This is a genomic window from Sulfurovum sp. XGS-02 (genome assembly GCF_023213175.1).
Lineage (GTDB): Bacteria > Campylobacterota > Campylobacteria > Campylobacterales > Sulfurovaceae > Sulfurovum.
This window is the reverse complement of record NZ_CP093312.1, coordinates 557632-584156: the sequence shown is the minus strand read 5'-3', so window position 1 is coordinate 584156 and position 26525 is coordinate 557632. Positions and strand designations below refer to the sequence as shown.

Genomic DNA, 26525 nt, shown 5'->3' with positions numbered 1-26525 from the left:
TTGTATCCTATATTGATATAAAAGTCAATAATTATAGCCAAATAGTTTTAATAGTGAGTGTAAGCGCTTAGTAGTTTTTATCTATATACCATTCAATAGGTTTCGGTTCTCCCAAATAATATCCTTGAACATATTGAATACCTAGTTCTTTGATGATGTTATAGATCTCTTCATCTGAGACAAATTCAGCAACCAAATCATAGTGAAAAGATTCAGCCAATTCTCGAATAGATTTAATGACAGTTTTAGCATGATCAGATCTATGTTTTAATTCTTTAATAATACTTCCATCAATTTTTAAAATATCTATATTCAGCTTTATCAAATAACTATAACTTGCATATCCACTTCCGAAGTCATCAAGTGCTACTTTCGAACCAAATGCCTTTAACTGTTGCAGATAAAACATAACTTTCCCATGATCTTTCACCTCATGATCTTCCAAGATTTCAAAAGTCAATCTATTTGCCAGCATTCTATGTTCATATAAATTGTGTGTAATAAGTTTCATCATATCAGCATTGTCTAAATCATCTAGATCTACATTCACACTGATTTCAATATCTTCATATCTCTTTAGGGTTTTAAATACTTCTCGTAAAACCAATTTACTCATTTTTATATATTGACTTGTCCCTTTGAGTAATTTCATAAAATGGAAAGGCACAATAAGCTTTTCTGGGTCCTCTTTGTCAATAAGTCTCACTAAAGCTTCATATTTCGTAATTTTTTTTGTCTCAGTCTCATAAATTGGCTGATAAAGACATATTAATCGTTCTTCCTCTAAAGCCTCTTTTATATAATCAATATTATTATAATTCACACCACTAAGTTCTTCTTTGGAGAAAATTGCTAAAGCATTTTTACCTTTACTTTTTACTTCTAAAAGCTTTTCGTCCAACAATCTTTCAATGTTTTGTAGAGACGTACTTTCTTCCGGAATACTCATGGCACTCATTGAAACAGTTAAATACTGTATTTCATTACCGATAAGATATTTTTTTTCTTTTAATCTATCAAATATTTTTTGTGCTTCTGCTTCTGCTGTATTCTCAGATTTAGATGAGACAACCAGAAACTCTGCTCCTCCTGTACGTACAATAATGGCATTGGGGGACATGATAGATTTAAGTGTTTGCGTAAACTCTTGCAGAATCATATCCCCAAATTCATAACCAAATTTTTGATTGACCTTTTTAAATTCATCGATATCTAGTAACATAACATTGTAGTCATCCAATCTATTTTTATCAAAAAACTCTTGTAGGTATTGCTTTTTATATACAGAGGTCAAATTATCTATAATGAGCTCTTTACGGATTTTATAATACCTATATGCAAGAAAAACTAGCAACAACATACTAAGAAGTAAGAAAATCTGCATCATCCATACAACAGCCATCAATGGAAAATTGAAATCATTAAGATGTTGGCCATAAGACTCTGAAAGGTCTAAAACCAAAAGTGCATCTGTTTTGTTCTCTCTCACAATAGGGTAAACCAACGACAACCATACCTGTTCAACACCTTCATGCTGCTCAATAATTTGCATTTTTTGTGTCTCATAGACACGGTCAAAAAGTTTGCTTTTAGGAAAAAAAATCGTTTTATACTCTTCAGGTTCTTCTTCTGAGCCATCCAGTAAAAAACGATAATTCCCCTTTAGATCTTTTTTAAGTACAAAAATATATTGATATTGTTTGGTTAAAAAGGCTTGGAGGGATTCATTAAGATGATCTCTAAGTTCAAGATTGTCTGTAAGTACCGTCTCTAGATCATTTGCTGTTCGACGTTGTATAAGTTGGGCAATTTTAGCTGCATATTGTTCTGCTTTTTGTATCTCTTCTTTTTTAAGTTTCTCAGTACTTTGCACGGTTGTAATCTGTAAAAACAGAGCAAACGTGATGAGTAAGACCATCAAGAAAAAAATAAATTTATCAAAATATTGTCTTTTCATAATTCATCAATCATAAAGTTTTGATACTCTTTAGGTAAAATCATGTTATATTGTTTCAATCTATTTTTGATGAATAACAACTGTGAACGTCCCTTACGCCAATAAAATGCTCCTACTATCTCCTCTGATATCTTTAAAAAATGATAATTTGTAACAAAAATGATCGGTTTGTTATCCAGGTCTTTATTTCTACTCTTAGCATACAAAATATCTTTTAACGTTCTCTCTTCTGTCACTAAAGCGATATCTGCTTCTTCAGGTGTATTGGATAATACAATTTTTTTAGAATGGATAAATACATCTCTGTACTCTTTATCATTTGTATACACAGTAATGGATGCTTTTGAAGACAAAGCACTAAAGATACCGTGATACATTTTAAGTGTACTCTCCCTCTCTAGTGCATATAACTGCCCATACAGTATGATGAAAAGAAAAAGAATCTTTCTCAAAACATATACTCCAACTCAATGATAACACGCTGATCAATAGGTGTAATCTCCAAAGCACTTACAGTAGGAGGCGTTGTTGCCAAATTTACCGTAGCCTGACTCGTTTTTTTTGCCTTATTTAAGAGGTTGTCTCCCTTCAATGTCACTGTAAGGTCTTCACTGATATTCCATGAAACAGAGCTTGTTAAATCATAATAATTTGTCCAATTGATACTGTTTCGATGCCAAACAATTCCATTGTAAAAATCAAAGTTTTCATAACTATTTGCGAAACTAAGGTATCCGCTGATATCTTCAAGTTTCTCTAAATTAAAGATATCTTTATAGTGGGCATAATAGAGCTGTAAATTCAATTTGTTGTCTATATTGAAATTATAATCATAGGTAAGAATTGATGTGCAATATTTTGTTTCCTCTCCTAAGCCGTTTTGTCGATCCTGAAATAGACTGTCTTCATCTTTCATAGCATGTAAAAATAGTCTTACATGTTGTTTTTCGTAAGCATATCCGAATTCTTGCGTGATCCCTAAAGAGGTTTGTGGCTGAGCATCTTGATACATTTGCAAAGCTTCGGGTTGCCCTAGATCCAAATATCGCACCAAAGGTTCTATAGGAAATTGACTACGGTAGAGATACGCCTTATAGCTCCAATGCTCACCCGCATATAGATAACCTAGACGTAATTGTAAAAGAGAATCGTCATTTATTCCACCGTTTCTTGATATGTTATTATGAGATATACCAAAGGTCAATAACTGCTCTGAATTTAGTGCATATTGATCTTGAAAGAAAATTGAGCCAATCGTCTCAGAAGTAAAAGGAGTGGTCAAAGTATCTTGCCCAAAGTTCTCAAATGAATCAAGCTTCTTGTATCTCCCTTTTACTCCTGCAGTAATACGATGTTTTCCTATCGTTTCTGCATAGGTTAATTCTCCTGAATATGTACTGTTTTTATACTCTCCATCAAAAACATTTAAGCCTAAAGCATCTGACCATGCTAAAGGAAGTTCGTCAGCTTGATACATATCTGATTTAAGCCAATCATAGGAAACCTGTGCGTGCCAATGTTCACTTAAATCAATGCTGTAATCCATATGTAAATTAAGGTAATCGATTTGGCTCTCTAAAGGTGTAGCATCCCAACTCATACCTGCAAGGCTGTCAGTATTCTTTTTCATCATCTGAAGATGAAAGATTTGGTCTTCTGTTTTTAGATAAGAAAAAAGTTGTGTACGCTCAAAGTCTCTACTAAGCGGGGTAGAAGTTCCATTATCTATCGTCTCTCTTTTTGCATCTGTATGAGAAAAGTTGACCATATACGAATAACTTTCTTTTTCTTCACCATAGCTCATGCTTTGAGCATTGTACCCTCTGCTTCCACCTATGAGATTCAACTTCCCTCCCGGATCTCGTTTTGGATCCTTAGAGTAAAGAAAAACAGTAAGATATGCAGGCTCTACAGTCGTCTCAAAAGAAGGGGTTAAATAGTAAAACTCTATATGGTCAACGAAATCTATATTCACATCACCATAGAGCATCAATCCACTACCCATCCATCCCTGGGTAATCTCGATACCATCGACATATAAACGGACATAATTACTTCTGTAGGGCTCAAATGCACCAGAAGTCATAGGATCAGGCAAAGCAAACCTATTTTCATGATAGTAAATGATAGGTGTGGTCTTAAACACATCCTTCAGTGTTTTGGCGTGCATCTCTTCAAGCTTTTCTCTAGTGAAAAGTATTAAGTGCCCCTTATTCTCATCAATCGTTTTTTGACTCAATGCATTTTTTTGATTGTACTCCTGCAAAATAGTGTCAATATTCTCTGCATAGAGCAGACCTGAAAAGAGAAGACATAAAAAAACTAAACTCTTTTGTATCATTCCTTGTCCAAAAAAATATCCCATCTTTTATCCATTATATAACATTGATTTTTTAATCATACCCTAGATTTTCATAGGCTTACCTGATATTATTAAATATATTAAACAAATATAAAAACATTTTTTTAAGCTTTCTTTTAGCTACATGTAACAAAAAAAACTTTATACTTTTTATGCTAGACATAAAAGGAATTTTAATGCTTGATAAAGTTTTTCATCTACTAACATTAGAATACTCCCTTGTGTTTGCCACTACCCAAGAACATTTTCAAGCTGTAAAAGAGATTAGAAATGATGTGATTGTTAACCACTATCCTGATGTTGAAGAGAGTAAAAAATATATCTTTAGCCAAGATGATAAGCAATCCTTTATCTATCTTTTACAACATAATGAAACACAAAAGTATGTTGGGTCTGTAAGAATCTTTTTTGCCAATCATCGAACACCTTCACAGAAAATACCTATGGAGAAAGATTTACATATCAAAGATATTGAAAAGTTGACACAAACCCTACCTATTTGTGAGATTTCACGCTTTGCTTTACTACATGATCAGATCGAACACAAAGATTTTTCTCAGTTACAATTAAGAACCTATCTTTCCTTAGCGCTGATGTGTGCAACTAGAATCAATGTTCTTCTCTACAAGTATACTAAAATGTTTGCCATTATGGAACGTTCTCTTCACCGTATTCTAAAAAGGCAAAGTGTTTTCTTTGAGCCTATAGGTGATGCCATAGATTTCCATGGGATGAGATTCCCATACGTTATCAGAAAAGAAGATTTCTTCATCGCAGGTGAAAAAACAGAGGGAACCATGGGACTACTCACAAAGTACTACCTCAAAGAACTGTGTCAAAATCCACAATCCTTTTGGCAATTCATAGACAATAACCCTTATCTCGAACGTTCAGACATTCAACTTGACAGAATTTGTCAACTTTTCAAAGAGTATGGAGATGACATGAGTATGGAACATTTACTAGGAATGGATGAGCTAAGTCTAAAAGCTTAACACTTCACTCTATATATCACTGCATACATCAAAGGCACATAGTAAAGATTTAACACCGTTGCCCACGCGATACCAAAACCTAGTGAGATAGCCATAGGCTGAAGTATCAGTGCCTGTCCCGAAGCAAAGAACATCAAAGAGGACAGACCCAGTACCGTGGTCACAGAGGTAAGTAAGATAGGGCGAAGTCTCATCCCCGCTTTTTGTTGTATCTGGTCATATTTTTTACTTCCTTTGATGAAGTCAAGCATTATGAGGCCATCATTGACCACGACGCCTGCAAGTCCTATGACTCCCATCATACCAGGCATCGTCATATTGATACCCATGAGTTTTGTTCCGACCAGAGCACCAAAAAGGGACAATGGAATCGTTGTCAGTATGATCAAGGGTAGAACCAAAGAGTTAAACATCCAGACCAAAGTGATAAAGATCAGGAATATAGCGATCATCAACGCCTGTCCAAGCTCTTTTTTCAGCTTTTCATTCTCTTTTTCTTCCCCTTTTATAATGATCTTGACTCCCTCTTTTTGTATCTCATCCAAAAGCGGTTTTAACTGCTGCATCACCTCAACAGGGGTAATGACCTTCTTTTCTACCCTCGCATAGAGTGAACGTACTTTTTCACCATCCTCTTTAAATATTTTGACAAAGCTTTTTTGATAGGTAAAATCGCAGATATCTGCAAGTCGTACCACTTTCTGCCCATCAGGGGTTGTCAGTTGAAAGTTTTTTATCGCTGATGCATCCTCTTTATACACATCCTCTATCTTCACTCTGACCAAGCCATCTTTGTTGAACATCTTTGCATACTCCGCCTTCAAAAATGCACCCTTCAATACAGAGGTCACGTACCCTTCACTAAAACCTAACTGCTGCCCATATTCATTGACACGCAGTTTGAGTTCACGCTCTCCCTCATTGGCATTGTCTGCAATGTCTTCGACTCCGTTGATACTCCCAAGCTTCTTTTCTACCCTTTTCATGGCTGTTAACATCTTCTCTCTATCGTGATGCTCAAAACCGATCTCTATATCATTACTCACGATACCTGCCTGCTGCACATAGACATTAAACTCTTCATAGAGTTTTTCCTCATGAAGTTTCTGGGCTTTGAATTTGGGAACTATACGTTCTTGTATCTCTTTGGCGATCTCTTGAGAGAGTCTATCTCTTATCATATCACTGCCATCATACTCCAAAGAGAATACCGGATTAATGTACTTGTCAAAAAAGTTTTCAGGTGCTTTTTCATGCAGGTTGATAAAGATCTGGAAAAGGTTCTCACCCAACTCAAAACTTTGATCTTTGTTAAACTTAAATCCTATCACCGAAGTGACCGAATCCATCTCTTTTTCATCCAGTATCTCTAAGAGTGCTTCTTCTATCTGTGTGACATAGACTTCCGTATCTTGCAGATCGTTGTTGATGTTCACTTTTCCATTCAGATAGACCTGCTGTGCATCGAACTCAGGAAAAAGCTGAAACTTGGTGATCTTTGCCATACCCAACGTTCCCAAAATAATAAAGATCAGTATGATCGAAAGAGACCACTTCTTATGTACTAGCAGTTTCCCCAGGAACCTTTGGTACCACTTCACCCAGCCTTTCCAGAAACTACCGTCATCTTTCTCTTTTTTAAAGGTACCCATAGCAAAGAACTCTTTGGAGTGTAAAGGCAAGAAATAAAATGCCTCGAACAAAGAGGAGATGAGCAGTACTGATATCATCACAGGAAGCACCTGCATGAACATTCCCATTTTACCGCTCATGATCAACAGTGGCAAAAAGGCAAAGACTGTGGTCAATGTTGCCGTAAGCACTGCAGGAAACATTTCGATAGCACCCTCTATTGCAGCTTCTCTTGGTGCCTTTCCCATCTCCATATGTCTATAGATATTCTCCGCCACAACAATAGCTTCATCGACCAGCATACCAAGGGCGATCAGTGCTCCAAGCAGCGTCAGCATATTCAAACTGTAGCCTATCATCTCCATGATGATCAATGTAATGAAAAAACTCGCCGGTATCCCGATGCCCACCACCCAAGCAATACGCATATTGACAGATAAAAAGAGTGCCATAAAGACCAGGATCAGTCCGAACAAAATATTTGAAGAGACAAGATTCAAACGGTTTTTGATCCAGATAGAAGTATCCGTATAGGCTTCAAATTTAACATGCTCATATTTTTCATTGAATGCTACAAGTATTTTCCGTATCTCTTTACTCAAGGCAATCGCATTACCCTCTTTACTTTTATTGATGTTTAAAGAGATATTCTGTTTACCATTATAGTGCGATATCTGTGTAGGATCACCCAAACCATAATAGACTTCGGCCACATCGTTAAGACGAAAAGTTTTTCCGCCTACGCTCAAGAGTGTTTCTCCCAGCGCCTTTGCACTTTTCTCACCATTGATCGTAGAGATATAAAGATGGTCACCCTGCCCGTCAAGTGTTCCTGCAGGGAAAATACTCGACAGCGTAGAAATGGCTTGATAGACTCCGGATTTATCCAGACCGTATGCATCCAGCTTTTTTTGGTCCAAGGTAATGATCACCTCTTCATCCGTGTCTCCGCGTATCTCTATACTGCTCAGGTCATGGATCAGTGCGAGTTTGCTTTTAAGCGCATCTGCCGCGTCGATCAGTGCTTTTTTTTCTACATCCCCCGAAACTGCTACAAGTAGAAGTGGATATTCATGTACCACGATACGGGCAATAGGTTCATCCATATCGGCAGGAAGATCACGTCTTGTTTTTGAGATAATATCTTTCACATCCGAAAGGACCAGCTGGGTATCACTTCCGGGTTTAATATCTGCATTGATACTGAAACTGCCGTTTTGTATACTGGTGTAAAGGGTATCTATCTCGGGAAGACTTTTAAGTTCATCTTCTATACTGGTGACAACCATTTTATCCAACACATCAGCACTTGTACCGACATATCCGCCCTGGACCGATATCTGATCAAGAGTAGAAGGCGGAAATATCTCTTTGGCAATGTTCTGATAAGCAAAAACAGAGAGCACCAACATAAAAACCATCAAAATATGGTTGATAATAGGCTTGTCTACTGCGAAACGAATAAAACTACGTATCATACTGTGTTAACCCCATTGTCAATTATCCTGTATGACAAAGATGGTATCTGTGACTCTGTTCTTGAACTTCAATGCCTCTACACTCTGTTGAAGCATCACATTTTCAGCTTTGAGTACGGAAACCTCACGTGTCATTTTGTTCACAACCTTACTCTCATAATAGATCTGATTGCTCAAGTAAATTTTAATACTTGTCAAGATCAAAATAATGGCTATTGACATCAATATGACCATTGCCATACCAAACGTGATACCGTTAGGCTTCAGTTTTTTCTTTCTACTTGCCATCTACACTGTCTTTTTTGAACCTGAAACTTCTCAGTTTTGCAGACCTGCTTCGGGGATTCACTTTGAGTTCCTCTTTGCTTGCTGTTACAGGCTTGGAAGAAAATGCTTTACCTAACGCATGGTTTTTACCGCAGGTACAGCGCATTGCCTGGGGATTACAAATACAATTTTGTGCCCATTTTTTAAAACGGTTCTTTACCAGACGATCTTCTAAAGAATGAAAGGAGATGAGAGAAACCACTTCCCCCTTCACATGCTTTTGTTCCAAAGCATCCAGTAATCCTTCTATTTCACCCAGTTCATTGTTAACCTCTATACGGATAGCCTGAAACATCAATGTTGCAGGGTGTATCTTTCCTCCTGCGGGGATCACGGTTTTTGCGATCTCGCTTAATTCTTTAGCAGAGTTGATAGGTGACTGTGCCCTTGCTTCCACCACAGCAGATGCCAATTTTTTAAAGGATCGTATCTCACCATACATATCAAAGATATATTCGAGTTTCTCTTGCGGATAAGTATTCACCACTTCATACGCTGAGAGCGGTGAGGATGCATCCATCCTCATATCGAGTGTTTCAGAAGTAAAAGAAAAACCTCTCTCTTCTTTATCCAGTTGTAAAGAGGAGACACCGAAATCTGCCAATACCGCTACAATCGGACTCTCCTGCAATGTAGGAAAGACTGTTGCAAATGTACCCTTGTAGAGCGTGCTGCGTTCCTCATAAGGTTCCAGACGTTTTTTAGAAAAAGCCAAAGCCTCATCATCTCTGTCTATTCCTATATGTTTCAAATTTTTATATTTGGCCAGTATTTCAGAACTATGCCCTGCATAGCCAAGTGTACAGTCAACAAAATATCCTTCACCCACCCCTTCAAAACTCTCCAAGACTTCATCTAAAAGTACGGGTATGTGAGGTGTTTCCATCTGTTTCCTTCATCGTATGATCGTTTGATTTGAACCTTCTGATCTAAAACCCATCATGGGTGCCTGGGTGATTCAGAGGGTTCAACTATTTTAATGATATAATACCGAAATATTCCTAACTAAAGGTTACCCAAATGGTAGATAAGCATCTCATTGAAGACATTAAACATGTTTCACTCTCTCTGTTTAACAAAAACTTCTTTGGTGTCTATCATGGCTCCATCTCGGCAAGGGTAAGCAGCAGCGGATTTATCATCAACTCTAAAGATACAATCTTGGATGAATTTACTGAACATTCACTTGTCAAACTTGATTGTCAAAAGAGAGACTATCGCTGGAGTATGGCAAACCCTGATGTAAATATCCATGAACATATCTATAAAACCATCCCCAATGCAAAATATGTCTGTTATACTATGCCCCCTTATGCGACAGCATACTCACTCAAACATGGTAAAGTCTCTCCGCAAGACTACTTTGGTCAAAAAGTCCTGGGTGAGATCATCGTATATGACCCCAAAAATATAGATGACTGGATGGAACGTGCACCTTATGAGATCCCGAAGTTTTTCCAGAAACATGACACACATCTACTTCTTATCAAAGGATTTGGCCTTATCTCTTACGACAGGGACATCACAGAGATGGCAAAGAAGATTTCTATTTTGGAAAACTCTTGCAGATTGTTAGCTTTATCAGCAAATCTGTAAAGCATTTTTTCCCTTCTTTTCCCGTTTATAAAGTGTCGTTATAAAGAACTATAGTTAAACTGTCAATACTTCTGTAAAGCATACTTTTGTTATACTCCTTCAAATACTATTTAATATAGGACACCTGATATGAATCAGACACAAAAAAGATTAAGCATCATTAACCATGCCATTTCCATCACTGATGTAGAGACCATACAGCTTCAGATCTTAAAGTTGGGACTGCTTAAAACAGATGTGAAAATCCAGGAGATAATTACAGCAATTCAGGCAGAGAACTATGCAAAAGCACAAGGTCTCATTAACCAATATATTGAAACGCCTACAGAGGATATTCTTCAAAGAACCTCACAGCAAGCACAGGCTGCTATGGCAGCAGAAGAGCAATCTATCATAGACGAGTTCGATCTTTTTGTCATATCAAACAGAAATGAAAAACCTCAAGAGATCGATATGAATGATTTTATTCTTGATGAACTTCCAGAAGCAACAAAGGAAGAAACAGAGACTGAAATAGGGGGTGAGACAAAAACAGTGGACCATAATGCTTTTGATGCCCTGCTAAATATTGAAGCGGACCATGTACTGAATGACGACATTGCACTGGATCTTAAACAGAGTTCAACAGATACTTTCTTTGAAGCTCAAGAAGAGACAAGTCATACAGATAGAGATACTTTTTTTGATACCGAAGAGAGTGAAGAAGGACCGGTCGTAGAAGAGCCAGTGACCCAAGAGACTGAAACATTCATAGATAAAGAGATGCCTTCGAAAGAGGAACTCCTTAAAGAGCTCAAACCTGCGATAAAGTCTGAAGAAGGAACATCTTCACAGCCATACAAAGCGATTCCTTACATTGCACAGAAACTTAACAGTATGAAAAAACAATATCCGCTTAAAGAAAAAACCTACGAAAAGTTTGATTCTGTAGAAAATCTCTTAAGAAAGATCTCACAGGAAGAATATACTGAAGAGGAGATAGAAGAAACGCTCGACTATATCAAAAAGTTAAGTGAAGAAGGGAAAGAGACGGAAGCAGCACAACTATTACTTGTCTGTGCCGCTTCGGAATCAAAGTTTGCACAATTTATGTTGGCGAGAGAACTCTTTAAAGGTGTTTTACTCACCAAAGACATACCTGAAGCCTTTGCAAAAATGTATAGTTTAGCCCTTGAGGACTACCCCGAAGCACTTTGTGACATAGCACAATTTTATGAACACGGTATAGAGACGGACCAAGACAAAAAAAAGGCTGAACAATTCTATAAAGAAGCCATGGAATTCGGTATTAAACGCGCCGAAAAACATTATCACCGTTTAAAAAAAGAAAACCGTCGTTTCTTTAAAAGGTAAATTTATCTAGCTACCTTTTTTACCCCTTCATAGGCGACCTCTATCATTTTGTCTATCTCTTCATAAGAGATGACATACGGAGGCATGAAATAGATGATATGCCCCAGCGGCCTGAGCAGTACCCCTCTCGTTAAGGCATATTTATAGATCTTTACTCCTATACGTTCAGTGGTTTCATATCCCTTTAACTCTATAGCGGTGACCATACCCTGCTGTCTTATCTCTTTGACATTAGGTAAAACAGAAAACTTCTCCAACTGTTCCATGATGTATCTGCTTTTCTTCTCGTTCTCACCGAGGATATCATTCTGTTCAAATATCTCCAAAGTTGCCAGTGCTGCTGCACACGCCAAAGGATTCCCCGTATAACTGTGCGAATGCAAAAAGGCTTTATACTCATTATAGTCACAGTAAAAAGCCTGATAAACATCGTTGGTTGTCATGACCACAGAAAGTGCCAGATACCCTCCTGTCAAAGCCTTGGAGAGGGTCATAAAATCAGGAGAGATCTCTGCATGGTCACAGGCGAACATCTTTCCTGTACGTCCAAACCCTGTCATGATCTCATCTGCGATAAGATGCACGCCATACTGTTGTGTCAATGCTCTTGCACCTGAAAGGTAGGCAGGATGATACATATGCATTCCTCCTGCACCCTGAATAAGCGGTTCAACAATAAAGGCCGCTATCTCATCAGATCTTTCTTTTAGGACTTCCTCCAACGCCTGCAATGCCTCTTGGGCAGCTTCTACACTTTGGTCTTTGGGTACAGGGACTTGCATATTGGCAATGAGTAGAGGTGCATAGGTATCTTTATAAAGTTCGACATCCCCTACGCTCAAAGCACCGATCGTCTCTCCATGATACGAATTTGTTAACGAGAGGAAAAGTGCTTTACGCTTTCCCATGTTAAGATGATAATGGTAACTCATTTTTAATGCTGCTTCCACCGCTGAAGAGCCGTTGTCCACATAAAAGACCTTTTCAAGGCCTTTAGGCGTCATATTGACAAGTTTATGTGCAAGCTCTATAGCAGGTTCATGTGTGAAGCCTGCCAGAAGTACATGTTCCAAAGTATCAAGCTGGGCTTTGATCCTGTTGTTGATCGTTTCATTGGCATGACCAAAGATATTGACCCACCAGGAGCTGACCGCATCGATGTATGCATTCCCATCAAAATCATAAAGATAGACACCTTTGCCTGATTTGACAGGTACAAGCGGTAGGGTTTCATGATCCTTCATTTGTGTACAAGGATGCCATATCACTTCCAGGTCTCGTTGCATCATTTTTACATTTTGATCAGTCATATTCTTTTCACACTCCCATTCATTAGCGATAAGCTTATTTTAGATAGAATATTGTACAAATTTTTCGATTGAAGGTAGATGAAGTATGATTAGTTGGATGCAAAAACACAATAAATACCTGGTATGGACCATCTGGGTAGCAACCATCGCATTTATTGGTGCAGGTTTTGTAGGTTGGGGAAGTTACAATTTTGGTTCAAAAGCAGGGAATGTTGCCAAAGTCGGTGATATTGAGATCAAACAGACAAAACTCAACATGGTATACAGCAATCTATACAACCAATACAATCAAGCCATGCAAGGTACACTTGATGATAAACAAGCCCAAGAGATGGGACTGATCAAACAGGCATTTGCCAGATTGGCGACACAGGCTAAGATCTTGAACTTTGCAAAAGACCTGGGTATCATCGTTTCAGATGCTGAAGTAGCACAGAAACTACAAGAGATCAGAGCCTTCCAAAAAGACGGTGTTTTCGTGAAAGAGATCTATGAGGGTTACCTTAAAAGTCAAAGACTCAGAGCCAATGCCTTTGAAGAGACTCTCAGAGAAGAGCTCATACTGGAAAAGACCTTCTCACTACTTGCAGTGGAGACTTTGCCACTAGAAGAGGAAGCTATCTCTGCAGCTATGAATGTCAGTGACAAGTTGGCCTACAAAGTATTGACAAACGATGATCTCAACTTCGTTATCGATGAGGCAAAAGTGAAAGCCTACTGGGAGATGCAAAAAGAGAACTTTTTGACACCGCAAATGTATGAACTTTCTATCGTATGGACACAAAGTAAAGATACGCCTGTCACTGATGATGAAATAAAGGCTCACTATAATGCAAATAGCTTCAATTATACAGACGAAACAGGAAAACAACTTCCTTTCGAAGAGGCTAAAGTACTGGTAACAAAAGATCTCAAAATAAAGAAAACAAAAAAGACAGCACAAAAAGCATACATTGCATTTAAAAAAGGAAATCTTGACAGCAGTGAGAAGATCACACTCCCATTGGGTGATGATATGCTTACAGAAGAGGTATGGAGTGCATTGAAAGAAAAATCTGTAGGAGATATCCTCAAGCCTAAAGTCGTTGCAGATGCCTATGCCACTGTAAAAATAGAAAACCTTGTGTTACCGAAGGTAAAAACCTATGAAGAGGCAAAAAAAGAGGTGACACTGCTTTATGAAAACCAGGCGAAAAAAGAAGCGCTTTTAGCCTTGGCAGAGTCAACACTTGATACCTTTGATCAGAACGATGCGATCATCTCTGATTTTGTCAAATTGGAAGAAAATGTCAACCTAAATCCGTTAAATACACAAGAAAGTTTACAATTTTTACAAAAACTCTTTACATCATCAAAAGAAAAAGGTATCATAAGCGTATTCGATAAGGTTATAGTTTATAATATCTTAGAACAAAAACTGGTGCCTATGGATGTAAATCAGACAGCTTTTGTAAAAGAAACGGCAAATAAACTTAAACAGAGTACATTTGAATCGAATCTGATTAAGATGTTAGATAAACAATATCCTACAGAAGTCTACATGGGAGGGCTGACAAATTGAGTGACACAATTTTAGCTATTGATATCGGTTCCACGAAAATATGCGCTATCATCGCTGAAATCCAAGACTCCGAAGTCACCATTCAAGGACATGGCATCTCTAAATCTCAAGGGGTTAAGAAAGGTGCGATCACCAATATAGAACTCGCTTCCAAATCTATCAAAAAAGCCATCAACGATGCAAAACGTATTGCAGGCAGTAACATTACTTCTGCCACGGTTTCTATCTCCAATGCCTATGCCAAGAGTCTGAACTCCACAGGTATTGTCAACATCCCGCATAAAGATATCTCCATTAAAGAGATCAATCGTGTGATGCAAACAGCCCTTTACAATGCCAATGTACCTACAGAGTATGATGTCATCCATGTATTGCCTTACAACTTTAGAGTAGATGATCAAGACTTCATAGAAGATCCCTTCGGTATGAATGCCAGTCGTATGGAAGTAGATGTCAACATCATCATGACACAAAAATCAAACCTTTCCAATCTTAAAAAAGCCGTACGCTCTGCGGGTGTTGAGATAGACGGTATTGTCTTAAGCGGTTATGCCTCTGCGATTGCGACAATGGATGAAGATGAAAAAGAACTTGGCGTTGCTGTGATAGACCTGGGTGGACAAACAAGTAATCTTGTCATACATACGGGTAACTCTATCCGATACAATGATTTCCTGGGTGTAGGTTCAAACCACATCACCAATGACCTATCCATGGCACTGCATACACCTTTACAAATAGCCGAGAATGTCAAAGTACGTCACGGGAGTCTTATAGAGAGTTCAAATGAAGTCATAGAACTCCCGATCATTGGTGATGAAGAGAGTCGTAACGGTGTCTCTTTGGAAGTGGTACATTCTGTGATCTTCTCACGTGTAGAAGAGGCTCTGATGATCCTCTCCAAGTCATTGGAAAAATCTGCCTTAAAAGAGCAGATCGGTGCCGGTATCATCTTGACCGGAGGTATGACAAAGCTTAAAGGTATGAGAGAGTTAGCACAGGCCATCTTCACCGGTATGCCTGTAAGAGTGGGGTACCCAGATAATGTCAATGGTCTTTTTGATGAACTCAAAGATCCGGCATTTTCAACGGTAGTGGGGTTACTGCTCTACAAAGCAGGCGGTCATACGCAATATGAGATAAATTTCCAGCAAGAGCTGTTACACTCAAAGGCAATGTTCGAAGATAACCTCAATGACATCAGGATAGGCCATACCTCGAATGCCGAAGAGGTACAGGCAGCCGTAAGTCACAAAGAAGAGAAAGAACACAACCAAAAAGATCAGGAAGAGTCAGATATCTCATTTGACGATCTTTCCGACCTAGGTCATGAAAATAGAAATCCGTTTAAAAAACTGGCGAGTTGGGCAAGACAGCTTTTTTAAAAAATTAAATAAAGGGGGAACACATGGAAGAGTTTGAAATAGATATCGTTGAAACGAAATGTCACACAAACGGGGCAAAAATCAAAGCTATCGGCGTCGGTGGCGGCGGTGGTAACATGATCAATCATATGATAAGTGAAGGGATCAACACGATCGACCTGATCGTTGCCAATACAGATGCACAAGCACTGGACAGCTCTTTGGCACCATACAAAATGCAATTGGGTATCAATGCAACAAGAGGACTGGGTGCAGGGATGCTTCCGGACAAAGGAAGAGAAGCTGCGCTTGAAAGTTTTGAGGATATCAAAAAGATGCTTGAGGGGTCTGATATCGTCTTTATCTCTGCAGGTCTTGGTGGAGGTACAGGTACAGGTGCGGCACCGATCATTGCACAGGCTGCAAAAGAAGTAGGTGCACTCACTGTTTCTATCGTCACAAGCCCTTTCAAGTTTGAAGGTAGAAAAAGAACAAAGCTTGCAAAAGAAGGTTTAGAAGAACTCAAAAGAGAGAGTGACTCGATCATTGTCGTACCGAATGAAAAACTACTTTCTATCGTTGAGAAGAACCTTGGTATCAAAGAGAGCTTTAGAATGGTAGATGATATTCTTGCTCAAGCTGTGGGTGGTATCTCTAAAGTGATTCTTTCTCACGGGGAAAATGATATCAACCTTGACTTTGCCGATGTGAAAACGGTAATGAGCCACAGAGGTCTTGCTCTCATGGGTGCAGGATACAGTACGGGAACAAATGCAGCCTATGATGCAGCAAAAGCTGCGATCGAGTCTCCACTGCTTGACAACATCTCTATCGACGGTGCGATGGGTGTACTTGTACACTTTGACATCCATCCTGACTATCCTATTATGGAAATTGGTGAAGCTATGAGTATTGTTGAAGAGAGTGCAGATGAGGATGCTTCTGTGATCTTTGGTACAACGACCAATGAAAACATGGCTGTTGACGAAGTGAAGATCACTATCGTTGCTACAGGATTTGAAGATAAAAATGCCGTACCTGAACCAACAGTGACGAAACAAAAGACACTGTTGAATGCCAATACCTGTGACATCAATACGGTAAGAAGCAAAATGGTTGTGGGTGGATACAATGGTGACAATGAAGACATCTTGGATGTACCTACTTTCCTTAGAAAGCAGATGGATTAATAGCCATTGATTTTTCCCTCCCTTTTAAAGAGAGACCCTTCCATCTCTCTTTAGTGTAATCAAGGCCTTACTATAGGTTTTTTTATCCCTGTTACCTGTCCCTCTTTTATCACCTTATAGAGATGCTTCAGTGGTTTTATATGTGTATCTCTTCCATAGATATAACTCTGTTCCTCTACGATTGCTTTATACCCTTTATTTAAAGATAAAGCGCGTTCTTTTGAAGGAAAGAGTAGCAGTGTTATATCATCATTTAATGCCTTGAGTATATCTTTCTTGATGCTTCCATTGGCATCAAAGAATTTACGTTGTACCTCATCATTGTCTCGAAATTCATTTGCAGAATGGTTATTTTGTAAGTAGAAACTGTATTCATACTGTTTTCCATCATTTAGATATTCTACTAATGGTTCCTTGACCCCATCAAGCCCTTTTTGACTCCAATGATTCCATCCATAATCATTTTCATCTTTCTTACTCCCTTCAAATTTACGGGCAAATGCAAATGTAGAATCTGTTGTGGCTCCAAGATGTGAATGGCATCCCATGCAAGCTATCGTTTCCTCATGTGTCTGAGGTCTTAGTATTCCTGATTTATTTTCTATAAATCCTTGATAGACCCATCCTATTTCATTTCGTAATCCCTCTTCATAATTTCCCTTGAAAAAAGCCATAGTTGCTGTACTGTTATCAAGTGCAAGTGCTTCCAAAAATTCTGACTGGGCTGCTCTTTCAATCTCTCCATAGCGCTTCCATGCATATTTTTTGGCATAACGTAGTTCTTTCATTCTTGCTGAAAGAGCTATCTGTTCTTTATCATCATCCCAGTCTATGTATCTTACAGAATGTAAAAACTCTGTATTTTCAGGGAAAAGTCCCTGTGCCAAATGTACTTTATTTTCTCCAAGATATAATTTTGCCAAACCTACATAACTTTCAACCATTGGAGAGATACTAAAAGCTGTATCTAACAGGCCATTGCTATTAAGGTCTACACCATAGACCTTCTCATCTATGGTCGAAGGAAGTACTATCTCTTTTTGTTTTATCAATGCTTCTACAATGGCTAAATTGAGCGAATAGATCTTTTTGCTAAATGTATTCTTCTCATCTTGTCTGAAAATGGTATCGAGTCTTATAAGTACATCATCAGTTGAACCATTGGTTGGCCAAAAAGTACCTAAAAATGGATAATATCGAAAAGCTCTCCAACCTGTATACTTACCTTCAGGATCTTTATCAAATCCATCATCATCAAAATGAAAATAACAGTCAGGCCTATATCCTTTCCACTCTATAGGAAGTTCCTGTGTCGGTAATATCTCTCCTTCATGATTCAAATAATTGGATTGTCTTACATATGCTAAAGTAGCACTATCTGTCATGAATGCAACCTTCGTGCTTCTATCTTTAAAAAGATTCATAAATGGATTTTTCATCACTTCCGCAGGAAAATTATACTCCATTTGCAGATTGGTATCATTATAATAATTTGGGATTTTACCTTTCGTATGACAACTATAGCATGGATTAAAAACAGTATTTGTAGTTTGATCGATCGTTTTTGTGTAACACATAGAAGTAATATAGGAACCTCTTGTGTTCATTATTTCCTCATAACTGATATTATTCTCAACTTCTAAATTCTGGATATAACTCTGTACTGAAGATATATTTGATGTAGAGTTATTACCACAACCTACAAAGAAATGAAGTAGTGTCAATAAAATAATAGTTCTTTTCATTATTGTCCTGAAATAAAAAAATAAAAGGCACCCTGTTAACTACAGGATGCCAATCACATCAATATCTATTATGCTTTACTCAAAGATATCTGCTGGAAGACCATCAAAATATCCGATCGTTGCTTTTAACTGATCATCTGTTGCAGCTTCTAGCAAGGCGGTGTTTGGCTTAGAGCCATCTGCTGCTTTTGGATTGTCCTTGAATGGATGTTGTGTATTAATAAGTAAAATGCCTTTATCTTCTACAACAGCTGTATCTACACCAGTAACTTCTCCACCGATAGGAAGTGAAGCGATTCTTGTCATCGTTTTTGTTTGTGTATTGTATGCCCAACTCATATTGTTCACATGTTTTGTTGTATCCTCACTGATAAGCAGTGTATTGTGCCCAATGTAAGTGATATTGTCAGGATTTGAGATACTGTCTGGATGACATGACCACTCATCCGCATAAGTATCATTTACATCTAAAGGTTGTCCAACCACTACCGCTTTCATAGATGTCCCGCTATAACTGTTGTCTAATGCCAACTCATACACAGCACCACAGATATTGGATGCAAGTCTGATATCATTGATCGGTTCTAATCCTTTATAATTATCTTCCATACTCTTTGCTATCTCAGACATTGAAATATAGAGTACATTTTTATCTGCATCATAGGTAAGACCTTCTTCTTTTCTAAATTCGATTGTTGCACCTTTGAGTGCTGCATACTTTCTTGTTTCCATGAATGCTGCAGCTGTCTCTTGGCCTGCTTTAAGTGTAAGACATTCAACTGTAGAATCTTCATATACTTTTGTACCTGTAGCACATACTCCATTTACATCTGGTTTAGAAATTTCAAAGATATCTGTTATTTTCATTTTAGATTTGATTATTGATTCAATTTCACTGTCTTTTGCATGACCAAGTTCTATCCATGAAATATCAAATTCACCGCCATTTTGGGCAGATGTTTGTATTACCTTGGCTGCATATAGTGTCCCCTCCCAATCTGCATTGAAATCTGTGATCTTCGTATCTGAAACAAACTTCCACAAACCTTTAGCTGTACCATCATCTGACATATAAACCGTTTTACCATCAGGCATCATTGTTGCTAACTCAGGTGTGTATTTACCCGTGACATAGTGTTTCGCACTTTTAGTAGATCCGTCTGCTTGAGGTTGTACTTCAACAATATATCCATAATTGTATGGAGAGAAACTGTCACCATTATAGCCATTTGTTTTATCTATATTTGCATCTCCTAAGTATTTATTCATACCGTCTACATACTTACAAAAAGAGTTTGCTACACCGCCTACATCATTTCCAGTACCATCTAAAGCACAGTCAACATAGAAAGGTGAATTCGGATCTGCAAATATGGAGTTGAGAGAATAATCTTCTTCTCCACCCAAGTGACTTCCATAGATTGTTTTTGAAGATGCACAGTTAATGATCGTTCCACCCATTACTGAAAGATCAACCGGCTTTGTATCAACCGCTGAGAAAACACCATTTTCAACTTTAACTTCCGTATTGTAGAGTTCTCCAGGTGCCTCTTCCATATGTGTCACTAAATAATGTTTGCCTCCGACTGAGATAAGTGAATTTCCATCTGGTCCATCTGAAATATCTTCATCATTACCTTTTAAAATTGGATCACCATTGATATCAGTCATACGTCCGATTTTCCCTGTACCAATAGTATCACCCATCTTTGCCAACTCTTTATATGTTAGATCATAAGTAACACTTGTGTTATCATCATAACCAACGGTGATCGATGGTGAAATTCTCATCACTGATTTTTCACTGTCATTAGCTGAAATAGCTACCGGAGCAAATGATATACTACTTACTTCTGCTTCTGTAGTTGTTGAGTTGCTGTTGCAACCGTTCATTGCCATACCTACTGCAGCAACTGCTGCAAGAGAGAATGCTGTTATACGCACTATAAGATCCTTTGAAATAATTATTTTTGCCATAGAATCTTTCCTTTAAAATATAACAAACCTATAATAATTCAGCTACATTCATGTAACCAAATCAAATTAAAAAATACCTTACAACAATATTTTACCATACATATAAATTAATCATTTTTTGCTATGATTACCACGATTATAATATGGATGGATACAACATGAAACATTTAAAAAAACTTTCCACAATCGCAACAGCAACTGGCCTTGGTACGCTTTTGGCTACTGGAATAACAGGTTGCTTTAGCAATAACCAACAACAGCAAGAAGAGCCTAAAGCGCAAAATGCATTTGTCATTATAGAAGAGACTGCGCCTGGTAGATACCAGATCAAAGATGAGTTTCCTGCAGAAGAGACACGTATCATATTGAAGCAACTCGATGGTACAGAGCGTGTATTGACCAAGCCTGAGATGGATGCGCTTGTAGCAGAAGAGGCAGCCAAGATCGACAACGGCACTTCCAATCTTACCAAAGAACAAAATCCTCAAATCTCACAACAGGGTGGCATGGGTCTTGGAGAAATACTTCTATCCAGTATGGCTGGAGCAGTAATCGGTTCATGGATAGGTTCCAAGCTTTTTGGTAACCAAAATTACCAAAACAACAGAAAAGCAGGATATAAATCTCCCTCTACCTATACAAGAAGTCAAAAAAGTTTTGATGCAGCCAAAAAAAGAAGTGCCAAAAGAAGCGGATTTTTTGGTAGTAAAAGTACTTCAAGCCGTTCCGGCGGTTTTTTTGGTGGCTAAAAGATGCTGAGTTTACAGAAAACCACACCTCTAGACACAGACTATTTAGAATCGCTCGGTTTTGTCTGGCACACGGACAGAGATGACACAAGCTATATCTCTGATAAACTGGTCATTATCTCTGAAGAGGAAGCTGAGGCCTATTATGATGCGACCAACACACTTTATGACATGTTTGTAGAGGCAGCCGAACATGTTATAGAGAATAATCTCTTTCATGAGATAGGCATACCCTTTAATCTTGTAGAGGTGATCAAAGCATCATGGGAAAATGATGTACACTGGCATCTTTACGGACGTTTTGATCTAGCCGGAGGTGTGGATGGAAAACCTATCAAACTTTTGGAATTCAATGCGGATACTCCCACTGCCCTGTTTGAAACGGCCATTATTCAGTGGGCCATGCTCAAAAAGAATGCTCTTGAAGAAGCGCATCAGTTCAATGCATTGTATGAAGCACTTATAGACAACTTTAAACGTTTGGTGACCCTGGAAGAAGATGTCTCCACATTTGAAGAGCGTTATGACGGCTGGAATTTTCTCTTTACCTCTGTCAAAGGGAATTCCGAAGAGGAAAATACCGTTCGTCTTCTACAGCATATTGCCACAGAAGCGGGTTTCAACACAGAGTTTGCCTACATTGATGAGATAGAGTTCTCCCCGGATGAGGGTATCTTTTATCAAGATAAGAACTATGAACTGTGGTTCAAGCTCATTCCTTGGGAAGAGATCGCACTCGAAGAGTCAGATCTGGCGATGCTCCTTACAAATATTATCAAAAACCAAAAGGCCATCATCTTCAACCCTGCCTATACACTGCTTTTTCAATGCAAAGGGCTGCTCAAGATCCTATGGGACCTCTATCCGAACCACCCTCTTCTCCTTGAGAGTTCTTTTGAACCCTTAGAAGGGAAAAAACAGGTGAAAAAACCTGTCTTCGGCAGAGAAGGAGGCAGTGTCAGTATCTTAAATGAGCATGCACAAAATATTGAAAGTGTGGAAGGTGACTATGAGAATCACAAGATGGTCTTCCAGGCTTATACAGAGCTCCCGTTAGATGCACAGGGGCAATCCTACCAGGCAGGTGTATTCTATGCCTATGAAGCCTGTGGACTTGGCTTTAGAAAAGGGGGAAGGATCCTGGATAATATGTCTAAATTCGTAGGGCATATCGTTCAGCAGTAAGCGGGTACACAATCTACACCGCTCAACATCACCCATCCTTTTTTAAAACCTTATAACATTCTAGTTTATAAGGTTTTGAAAGTGATTTATATCATTATTTAAATGTCATAAGTGCATACCCTCTATTTTGCAAACCGATAGTATCTATAAAACTGTTTTTGGATATTTGGATAAAAGGCAAAACTTCTTGCTTGTCAATCGCATTTGCATTCAGTGACATGGCACAGACAATGATCTTCACCTTTTTCTTTTGAGCCAATCGTGTAATGATCTCCTGTGACATTTTTATATAAGGCATATCCTCATCAGGCACTATTTCATCATACACATTTGAGACCATAGGAACGCAACCTCCATGCAGTGTAATGGCAAAGTCTGCCTTGTCACCATTTTGTTCGATCATACCCATGGTTCTTTCTATCAAGTTCATACGTGACATCACAAACCGGGCATTATCTGAACTACAATCAAAAACGGACTTGTACTCTTGTGCCTGTATCAAACCTACTAAACCTACGATTAAAAATATATACTTTTTCATGATTACATTGCTCCTGTTATTTATTCTTATTTTTTGCATTTATATCAGCGGGGTCTTCATACTCTATAGTCGGCAGCAAAAATGCAATGGTCAGTAAAATACCACTAAAAATGATTACAATAAGCAGACTATGTTCTGTAAAAAAATCCGGTACTCTGATCCTGCCCATATCAGGTCCTATGATCTTCTGTATATAGGGATACCCAATAGTAAAAACATAACCACCGAACATACCGCCGATCACACCTACCAATGCGTCAAGTCGTCCCTCAGAAACTGAAACAAGAAATGCTGATGGACATTTACCTAAAATGACCAAGCCTATCCCAAAGAGGATGCCACCAATGATTAGCCCACCCAGCATCGTCGGTTTGATATTATACGTTGCATAGCCTGAATCGACAAGGAAGTAAAACCCTACACTTGAAAGTGCTACTGTGGTCATAGCCATTCTGGGAACAAGCGTATCCTCAAATATCATAAAACCGGCCATCTTTTCAAATTTGTCAAGACGTGAATATAAGATAATAGCCCCAAAAGCAAATCCTATAAGCAGTACCTTTACTATGGACCCGTGTTCTTGATCTGCTACCACATCGAACATTTTAATGATATGATCAATCATCCTTTTTTCCTTTTTTTCTTATAAAAAAACCTACCGGTGATCATCCCGGTACCTAATGCCACTACAGCAAATATCATACCACTGACAGCCAATTGACTACCGCCAGATAGTATATGTCCAGCATTGCAGCCTCCAGCCAATCTCGCTCCATATATCAGAAGAAATCCGGCGATAAAGCTCCAAACCATACGAGAAGGAACAGAAGTGTTTTTTCTTTCTTTCCAAAGTGTAGGTATATAACTTATATGAAATGTTTTGGTCACAACCGTAGACATAAACAGTCCGCCAAAAAATACACCGATAAGCATAACAGCTTCCCAGGCACCGGATGTCTCTATGATCGCAGCATATTCATACTGCTCTGGATCCAGATCAAAAATCAAATTAGCAAGATATGACATTCCGGTTGATGCACCAATAGGACGATCAGCACCCCAGATAGAAAACGTATAATAAAACAGTAAAGCCATTAAGAGACCACCAAGCCACCAGGGTATTGAACGAGGCATAATTTATCCTTTATTTAGATCTATAAAAATGTTAACTATAACTTAACGTTTTTATTATAAAGAGATATTTCTTAGAGAGAAATTAAAAACGTTAAGCCTAACTTAACGTTTTTAATATATACTTTTATTAAAACGTATCAAGGAGAAACCCTATGAGAAAAATAATCGGAGCTGTAACACTTTCACTCTTCATATCGATGTCTATACCGACAAATTCTATGGCAGGTGTAAAAAAAGGACAACGCATATACAAGAAGCATTTCTACAAAAAATGTAACTTTTCAGGTGTCATGTTTTCTAGAAACCATTTACAAGCAGAGTGGGAAGAGATCTATGAGAATGGTAAATTACCGGAAGAGGCGAAAAATATTTGTCCAAACCTTCCAATAGAAACGATCAAAAAAGAGTGGTGGAAAGAGATCTATGCCTATGCAGTGAAGTATGCAAAAGATGGTGTGCCGCCTAACGGATGTAATGATTAAAGATGAATCACTAAGGAGTGGCGTATGGAGCTTTGGAAAATCATTATATTCTCTCTTATAGTACTGACCATAGTAGTAGGCGGGTATGTCTTTATGTTCTTTCATATTATGAGAAGAGATCCAAAAGAGTTGGAATATAGAAAACACATGGGTCAAGATAATAGACTGATACCGCCTAAAGATAAAAAATAAGATCCCTTTTCATACAAGAAGTTAGGGATCTACTGTACCCTTCTTGATATAAAAACAACAATATTTTTGTTTGGTATGTTTTGGCGTGGTATGATCAAAGTTTTCTGTATCTACCAAAGATAAACCTTTGGGGAGTTCTTCGGCTATTTTTTTACTGTCATATTGTGCAGTGTTCAACCCGGCACATTTGGTTTCACCTCCGGTAGCAAAGGTATTGATGATAGCCATACCATCAGGAAGTAAAGCATCATTCAAAACGTCAAAGTATTTGATCCGGTCTTGTTTGTTCAGCAGAAAATGGAACATGGCCCTATCATGCCATACTTTGCATTTTTGTGTCGGTTGGAAGTTGACAATATCAGAACATATATATATAGGAATGTCCGCATCATCTTTGAGGCGATCTTTGACGATCTCCAAAGATGCATTCGCTGCATCAAGCAGATAGATATTTCGATATCCTTTTGCGATCAAATGATCGACCAGCAAAGATGCACCGCAGCCTACATCAATGATACAGTCATCTTTTTTCGCAAAGGCTTCGATCTGTTCTAGAGATTTACCGGGATGCACTTGATGCCAAAGTACTTGCATGTAATCTATACTTTGAAATAAACTATCCCAATGATTTTCTCTTCTCACATCAGCAGGAATTTTTGTAGCACTAAATGTCGCACCTCTGGTCGCTTCAGCCGTTGTATAGTGCGTATGCCCTGTACACTCTACATCTTTAAATCCAGATTTTTGAATCAACTCTATAAGTTCGTTTTCATGCAGTGTTCCAGCTACACAATTTGCCCAATCTTCTTCACCAGAACTTTCACAACATAAGCTTTGCTCGACATTACAACATGATGGCTCAGAAATATCTATCATATCAGCGAAATAAATTTTCCCATTTGGTTTTAACACACGATAAATCTCTGCAAATACAGACTCTTTACAAGAGGTTAGGTTAATAGCACCATTTGATATAACTACATCCACACTCTCATCTTCAAGATCGAGAGAATCAAAACTGCTTTCTAAGATCTCAACATTTTCAAAACCTGCTGTTTTTACATGTTTAGATGCAAGTTCAACCATCTTTGGAGTAATATCTACTCCATATGCTTTTCCCTTTTGCCCAACATGCAACCGTGCTACTAAAACATCTACGCCAGCACCGCAACCTAGATCTAAAACAGTATCACCTTCTTTTATATCAGCTTCATTAAAAGGATTACCGACAGCAGCACAATATTGCCAGATCTCATGTGGAAGAGCCTTGATCCATTCCTCTTTATAACCGTGCGCTTTTGCGTTTGCTAAACCTTTGTCCCAGCCAAAATCTTTATTGGGATTTTCTGCCAGCTCTGTATAGAGCTCAATTATCTGAGTGTTATCTACCATGCT

General features: G+C 38.3%; 23 protein-coding genes. 10 read left to right on the top strand and 13 right to left on the bottom strand.

Annotated features, from left to right (window positions below):
* Window positions 1-67: 67 nt before the first annotated feature.
* The 3 genes from MN086_RS02920 to MN086_RS02910 all read right to left on the bottom strand — a co-directional run bounded on the left by MN086_RS02920 (window position 68) and on the right by MN086_RS02910 (window position 4322).
* A complete protein-coding gene (locus MN086_RS02920) occupies window positions 68-1957 on the bottom strand; it encodes a bifunctional diguanylate cyclase/phosphodiesterase (RefSeq protein ID WP_248576562.1) in 1890 nt (629 codons plus the stop codon).
* Window positions 1954-2334, bottom strand: coding sequence for a hypothetical protein (locus tag MN086_RS02915; RefSeq protein WP_248576561.1), 381 nt, complete (start codon window positions 2332-2334; stop codon window positions 1954-1956). The genes MN086_RS02920 and MN086_RS02915 overlap by 4 nt, the downstream gene beginning before the upstream one ends.
* A 71-nt stretch (window positions 2335-2405) precedes the next feature.
* Entirely contained in the window at window positions 2406-4322 is a 1917-nt protein-coding gene (locus tag MN086_RS02910; protein ID WP_248576560.1) for a hypothetical protein, read from the bottom strand.
* A gap of 173 nt (window positions 4323-4495) precedes the next feature.
* Between MN086_RS02910 and MN086_RS02905 the strand changes: the two genes are divergently transcribed.
* On the top strand, window positions 4496-5314 hold the full coding sequence (locus MN086_RS02905; RefSeq protein ID WP_248576559.1) for an acyl-homoserine-lactone synthase: 819 nt from the start codon (window positions 4496-4498) through the stop codon (window positions 5312-5314).
* Here MN086_RS02905 and MN086_RS02900 read toward each other — a convergent pair.
* Genes MN086_RS02900 through rsmH form a run of 3 tightly spaced genes read right to left on the bottom strand, consistent with a single transcriptional unit; the run spans window position 5311 to window position 9637 of the window.
* Window positions 5311-8424, bottom strand: coding sequence for an efflux RND transporter permease subunit (locus MN086_RS02900; RefSeq protein WP_248576558.1), 3114 nt, complete (start codon window positions 8422-8424; stop codon window positions 5311-5313). The genes MN086_RS02905 and MN086_RS02900 overlap by 4 nt on opposite strands.
* An 18-nt stretch (window positions 8425-8442) precedes the next feature.
* Window positions 8443-8712: a hypothetical protein gene (locus MN086_RS02895; RefSeq protein WP_248576557.1), complete on the bottom strand. Its 270-nt coding sequence runs from the start codon at window positions 8710-8712 to the stop codon at window positions 8443-8445.
* Window positions 8702-9637, bottom strand: a complete 936-nt coding sequence (gene rsmH / locus MN086_RS02890) for a 16S rRNA (cytosine(1402)-N(4))-methyltransferase RsmH (protein ID WP_248576556.1) — start codon at window positions 9635-9637, stop codon at window positions 8702-8704. The genes MN086_RS02895 and rsmH overlap by 11 nt, the downstream gene beginning before the upstream one ends.
* Before the next feature lie 134 nt (window positions 9638-9771).
* On the opposite strand from rsmH, the gene MN086_RS02885 reads away from it, so the two are divergent.
* Both MN086_RS02885 and MN086_RS02880 read left to right on the top strand, forming a co-directional pair.
* Window positions 9772-10347, top strand: a complete 576-nt coding sequence (locus tag MN086_RS02885; RefSeq protein WP_248576555.1) for a class II aldolase and adducin N-terminal domain-containing protein — start codon at window positions 9772-9774, stop codon at window positions 10345-10347.
* Between the two features lie 129 nt (window positions 10348-10476).
* A complete protein-coding gene (locus tag MN086_RS02880) occupies window positions 10477-11700 on the top strand; it encodes a tetratricopeptide repeat protein (protein ID WP_248576554.1) in 1224 nt (407 codons plus the stop codon).
* A 2-nt stretch (window positions 11701-11702) separates the two neighbouring features.
* Here MN086_RS02880 and MN086_RS02875 read toward each other — a convergent pair whose 3' ends face one another.
* Window positions 11703-12989 (bottom strand): adenosylmethionine--8-amino-7-oxononanoate transaminase, encoded by a 1287-nt coding sequence (locus MN086_RS02875; RefSeq protein ID WP_248576553.1) that lies wholly within the window; start codon window positions 12987-12989, stop codon window positions 11703-11705.
* A 106-nt stretch (window positions 12990-13095) separates the two neighbouring features.
* Between MN086_RS02875 and MN086_RS02870 the strand changes: the two genes are divergently transcribed.
* From MN086_RS02870 to ftsZ, 3 genes are read left to right on the top strand one after another with little or no spacing between them, the layout of a single operon-like run.
* On the top strand, window positions 13096-14571 hold the full coding sequence (locus MN086_RS02870) for a peptidylprolyl isomerase (RefSeq protein WP_248576552.1): 1476 nt from the start codon (window positions 13096-13098) through the stop codon (window positions 14569-14571).
* Window positions 14568-15956 (top strand): cell division protein FtsA, encoded by a 1389-nt coding sequence (ftsA, locus tag MN086_RS02865; RefSeq protein WP_248576551.1) that lies wholly within the window; start codon window positions 14568-14570, stop codon window positions 15954-15956. Before MN086_RS02870 ends, ftsA begins: the two co-directional genes overlap by 4 nt.
* A 23-nt stretch (window positions 15957-15979) precedes the next feature.
* Window positions 15980-17125, top strand: coding sequence for a cell division protein FtsZ (ftsZ, locus tag MN086_RS02860; RefSeq protein ID WP_248576550.1), 1146 nt, complete (start codon window positions 15980-15982; stop codon window positions 17123-17125).
* 59 nt (window positions 17126-17184) lie between these two features.
* Here the strand turns inward: ftsZ and MN086_RS02855 are convergent, their stop codons facing one another.
* Both MN086_RS02855 and MN086_RS02850 read right to left on the bottom strand, forming a co-directional pair.
* Window positions 17185-18870, bottom strand: coding sequence for a hypothetical protein (locus MN086_RS02855; RefSeq protein WP_248576549.1), 1686 nt, complete (start codon window positions 18868-18870; stop codon window positions 17185-17187).
* Between the two features lie 75 nt (window positions 18871-18945).
* The gene (locus tag MN086_RS02850) at window positions 18946-20847 is read right to left on the bottom strand and encodes an alkaline phosphatase PhoX (RefSeq protein WP_248576548.1); all 1902 of its coding nucleotides are present in this window, start codon (window positions 20845-20847) and stop codon (window positions 18946-18948) included.
* A gap of 158 nt (window positions 20848-21005) precedes the next feature.
* On the opposite strand from MN086_RS02850, the gene MN086_RS02845 reads away from it, so the two are divergent.
* Entirely contained in the window at window positions 21006-21596 is a 591-nt protein-coding gene (locus tag MN086_RS02845) for a UPF0323 family lipoprotein (RefSeq protein WP_248576547.1), read from the top strand.
* A gap of 3 nt (window positions 21597-21599) precedes the next feature.
* A complete protein-coding gene (locus MN086_RS02840) occupies window positions 21600-22781 on the top strand; it encodes a glutathionylspermidine synthase family protein (protein WP_248576546.1) in 1182 nt (393 codons plus the stop codon).
* A 94-nt stretch (window positions 22782-22875) separates the two neighbouring features.
* Here MN086_RS02840 and MN086_RS02835 read toward each other — a convergent pair whose 3' ends face one another.
* Genes MN086_RS02835 through MN086_RS02825 form a run of 3 tightly spaced genes read right to left on the bottom strand, consistent with a single transcriptional unit; the run spans window position 22876 to window position 24456 of the window.
* The gene (locus tag MN086_RS02835) at window positions 22876-23322 is read right to left on the bottom strand and encodes a DsrE family protein (RefSeq protein ID WP_248576545.1); all 447 of its coding nucleotides are present in this window, start codon (window positions 23320-23322) and stop codon (window positions 22876-22878) included.
* A 16-nt stretch (window positions 23323-23338) separates the two neighbouring features.
* A complete protein-coding gene (locus tag MN086_RS02830) occupies window positions 23339-23947 on the bottom strand; it encodes a YeeE/YedE thiosulfate transporter family protein (RefSeq protein WP_248576544.1) in 609 nt (202 codons plus the stop codon).
* A complete protein-coding gene (locus tag MN086_RS02825; RefSeq protein WP_248576543.1) occupies window positions 23944-24456 on the bottom strand; it encodes a YeeE/YedE thiosulfate transporter family protein in 513 nt (170 codons plus the stop codon). The genes MN086_RS02830 and MN086_RS02825 overlap by 4 nt, the downstream gene beginning before the upstream one ends.
* Window positions 24457-24608: 152 nt before the next feature.
* Between MN086_RS02825 and MN086_RS02820 the strand changes: the two genes are divergently transcribed.
* Both MN086_RS02820 and MN086_RS02815 read left to right on the top strand, forming a co-directional pair.
* On the top strand, window positions 24609-24938 hold the full coding sequence (locus tag MN086_RS02820; protein ID WP_248576542.1) for a hypothetical protein: 330 nt from the start codon (window positions 24609-24611) through the stop codon (window positions 24936-24938).
* A gap of 24 nt (window positions 24939-24962) precedes the next feature.
* Window positions 24963-25130, top strand: a complete 168-nt coding sequence (locus tag MN086_RS02815; RefSeq protein WP_248576541.1) for a hypothetical protein — start codon at window positions 24963-24965, stop codon at window positions 25128-25130.
* A 21-nt stretch (window positions 25131-25151) separates the two neighbouring features.
* Here the strand turns inward: MN086_RS02815 and MN086_RS02810 are convergent, their stop codons facing one another.
* The gene (locus MN086_RS02810; RefSeq protein ID WP_248576540.1) at window positions 25152-26522 is read right to left on the bottom strand and encodes a class I SAM-dependent methyltransferase; all 1371 of its coding nucleotides are present in this window, start codon (window positions 26520-26522) and stop codon (window positions 25152-25154) included.
* Window positions 26523-26525: the final 3 nt, after the last annotated feature.

What these genes read in the sequence shown, in the direction of transcription:
- MN086_RS02920 (WP_248576562.1), bottom strand. Translation starts at nt 1,957, where the DNA reads ATGAAAAGACAATATTTTGATAAATTTATTTTTTTCTTGATGGTCTTA.
- MN086_RS02915 (WP_248576561.1), bottom strand. Translation starts at nt 2,334, where the DNA reads ATGTATCACGGTATCTTTAGTGCTTTGTCTTCAAAAGCATCCATTACT.
- MN086_RS02910 (WP_248576560.1), bottom strand. Translation starts at nt 4,322, where the DNA reads ATGGGATATTTTTTTGGACAAGGAATGATACAAAAGAGTTTAGTTTTT.
- MN086_RS02905 (WP_248576559.1), top strand. Translation starts at nt 4,496, where the DNA reads ATGCTTGATAAAGTTTTTCATCTACTAACATTAGAATACTCCCTTGTG.
- MN086_RS02900 (WP_248576558.1), bottom strand. Translation starts at nt 8,424, where the DNA reads ATGATACGTAGTTTTATTCGTTTCGCAGTAGACAAGCCTATTATCAAC.
- MN086_RS02895 (WP_248576557.1), bottom strand. Translation starts at nt 8,712, where the DNA reads ATGGCAAGTAGAAAGAAAAAACTGAAGCCTAACGGTATCACGTTTGGT.
- rsmH (WP_248576556.1), bottom strand. Translation starts at nt 9,637, where the DNA reads ATGGAAACACCTCACATACCCGTACTTTTAGATGAAGTCTTGGAGAGT.
- MN086_RS02885 (WP_248576555.1), top strand. Translation starts at nt 9,772, where the DNA reads ATGGTAGATAAGCATCTCATTGAAGACATTAAACATGTTTCACTCTCT.
- MN086_RS02880 (WP_248576554.1), top strand. Translation starts at nt 10,477, where the DNA reads ATGAATCAGACACAAAAAAGATTAAGCATCATTAACCATGCCATTTCC.
- MN086_RS02875 (WP_248576553.1), bottom strand. Translation starts at nt 12,989, where the DNA reads ATGATGCAACGAGACCTGGAAGTGATATGGCATCCTTGTACACAAATG.
- MN086_RS02870 (WP_248576552.1), top strand. Translation starts at nt 13,096, where the DNA reads ATGATTAGTTGGATGCAAAAACACAATAAATACCTGGTATGGACCATC.
- ftsZ (WP_248576550.1), top strand. Translation starts at nt 15,980, where the DNA reads ATGGAAGAGTTTGAAATAGATATCGTTGAAACGAAATGTCACACAAAC.
- MN086_RS02855 (WP_248576549.1), bottom strand. Translation starts at nt 18,870, where the DNA reads ATGAAAAGAACTATTATTTTATTGACACTACTTCATTTCTTTGTAGGT.
- MN086_RS02850 (WP_248576548.1), bottom strand. Translation starts at nt 20,847, where the DNA reads ATGGCAAAAATAATTATTTCAAAGGATCTTATAGTGCGTATAACAGCA.
- MN086_RS02845 (WP_248576547.1), top strand. Translation starts at nt 21,006, where the DNA reads ATGAAACATTTAAAAAAACTTTCCACAATCGCAACAGCAACTGGCCTT.
- MN086_RS02840 (WP_248576546.1), top strand. Translation starts at nt 21,600, where the DNA reads ATGCTGAGTTTACAGAAAACCACACCTCTAGACACAGACTATTTAGAA.
- MN086_RS02835 (WP_248576545.1), bottom strand. Translation starts at nt 23,322, where the DNA reads ATGAAAAAGTATATATTTTTAATCGTAGGTTTAGTAGGTTTGATACAG.
- MN086_RS02830 (WP_248576544.1), bottom strand. Translation starts at nt 23,947, where the DNA reads ATGATTGATCATATCATTAAAATGTTCGATGTGGTAGCAGATCAAGAA.
- MN086_RS02825 (WP_248576543.1), bottom strand. Translation starts at nt 24,456, where the DNA reads ATGCCTCGTTCAATACCCTGGTGGCTTGGTGGTCTCTTAATGGCTTTA.
- MN086_RS02820 (WP_248576542.1), top strand. Translation starts at nt 24,609, where the DNA reads ATGAGAAAAATAATCGGAGCTGTAACACTTTCACTCTTCATATCGATG.
- MN086_RS02815 (WP_248576541.1), top strand. Translation starts at nt 24,963, where the DNA reads ATGGAGCTTTGGAAAATCATTATATTCTCTCTTATAGTACTGACCATA.
- MN086_RS02810 (WP_248576540.1), bottom strand. Translation starts at nt 26,522, where the DNA reads ATGGTAGATAACACTCAGATAATTGAGCTCTATACAGAGCTGGCAGAA.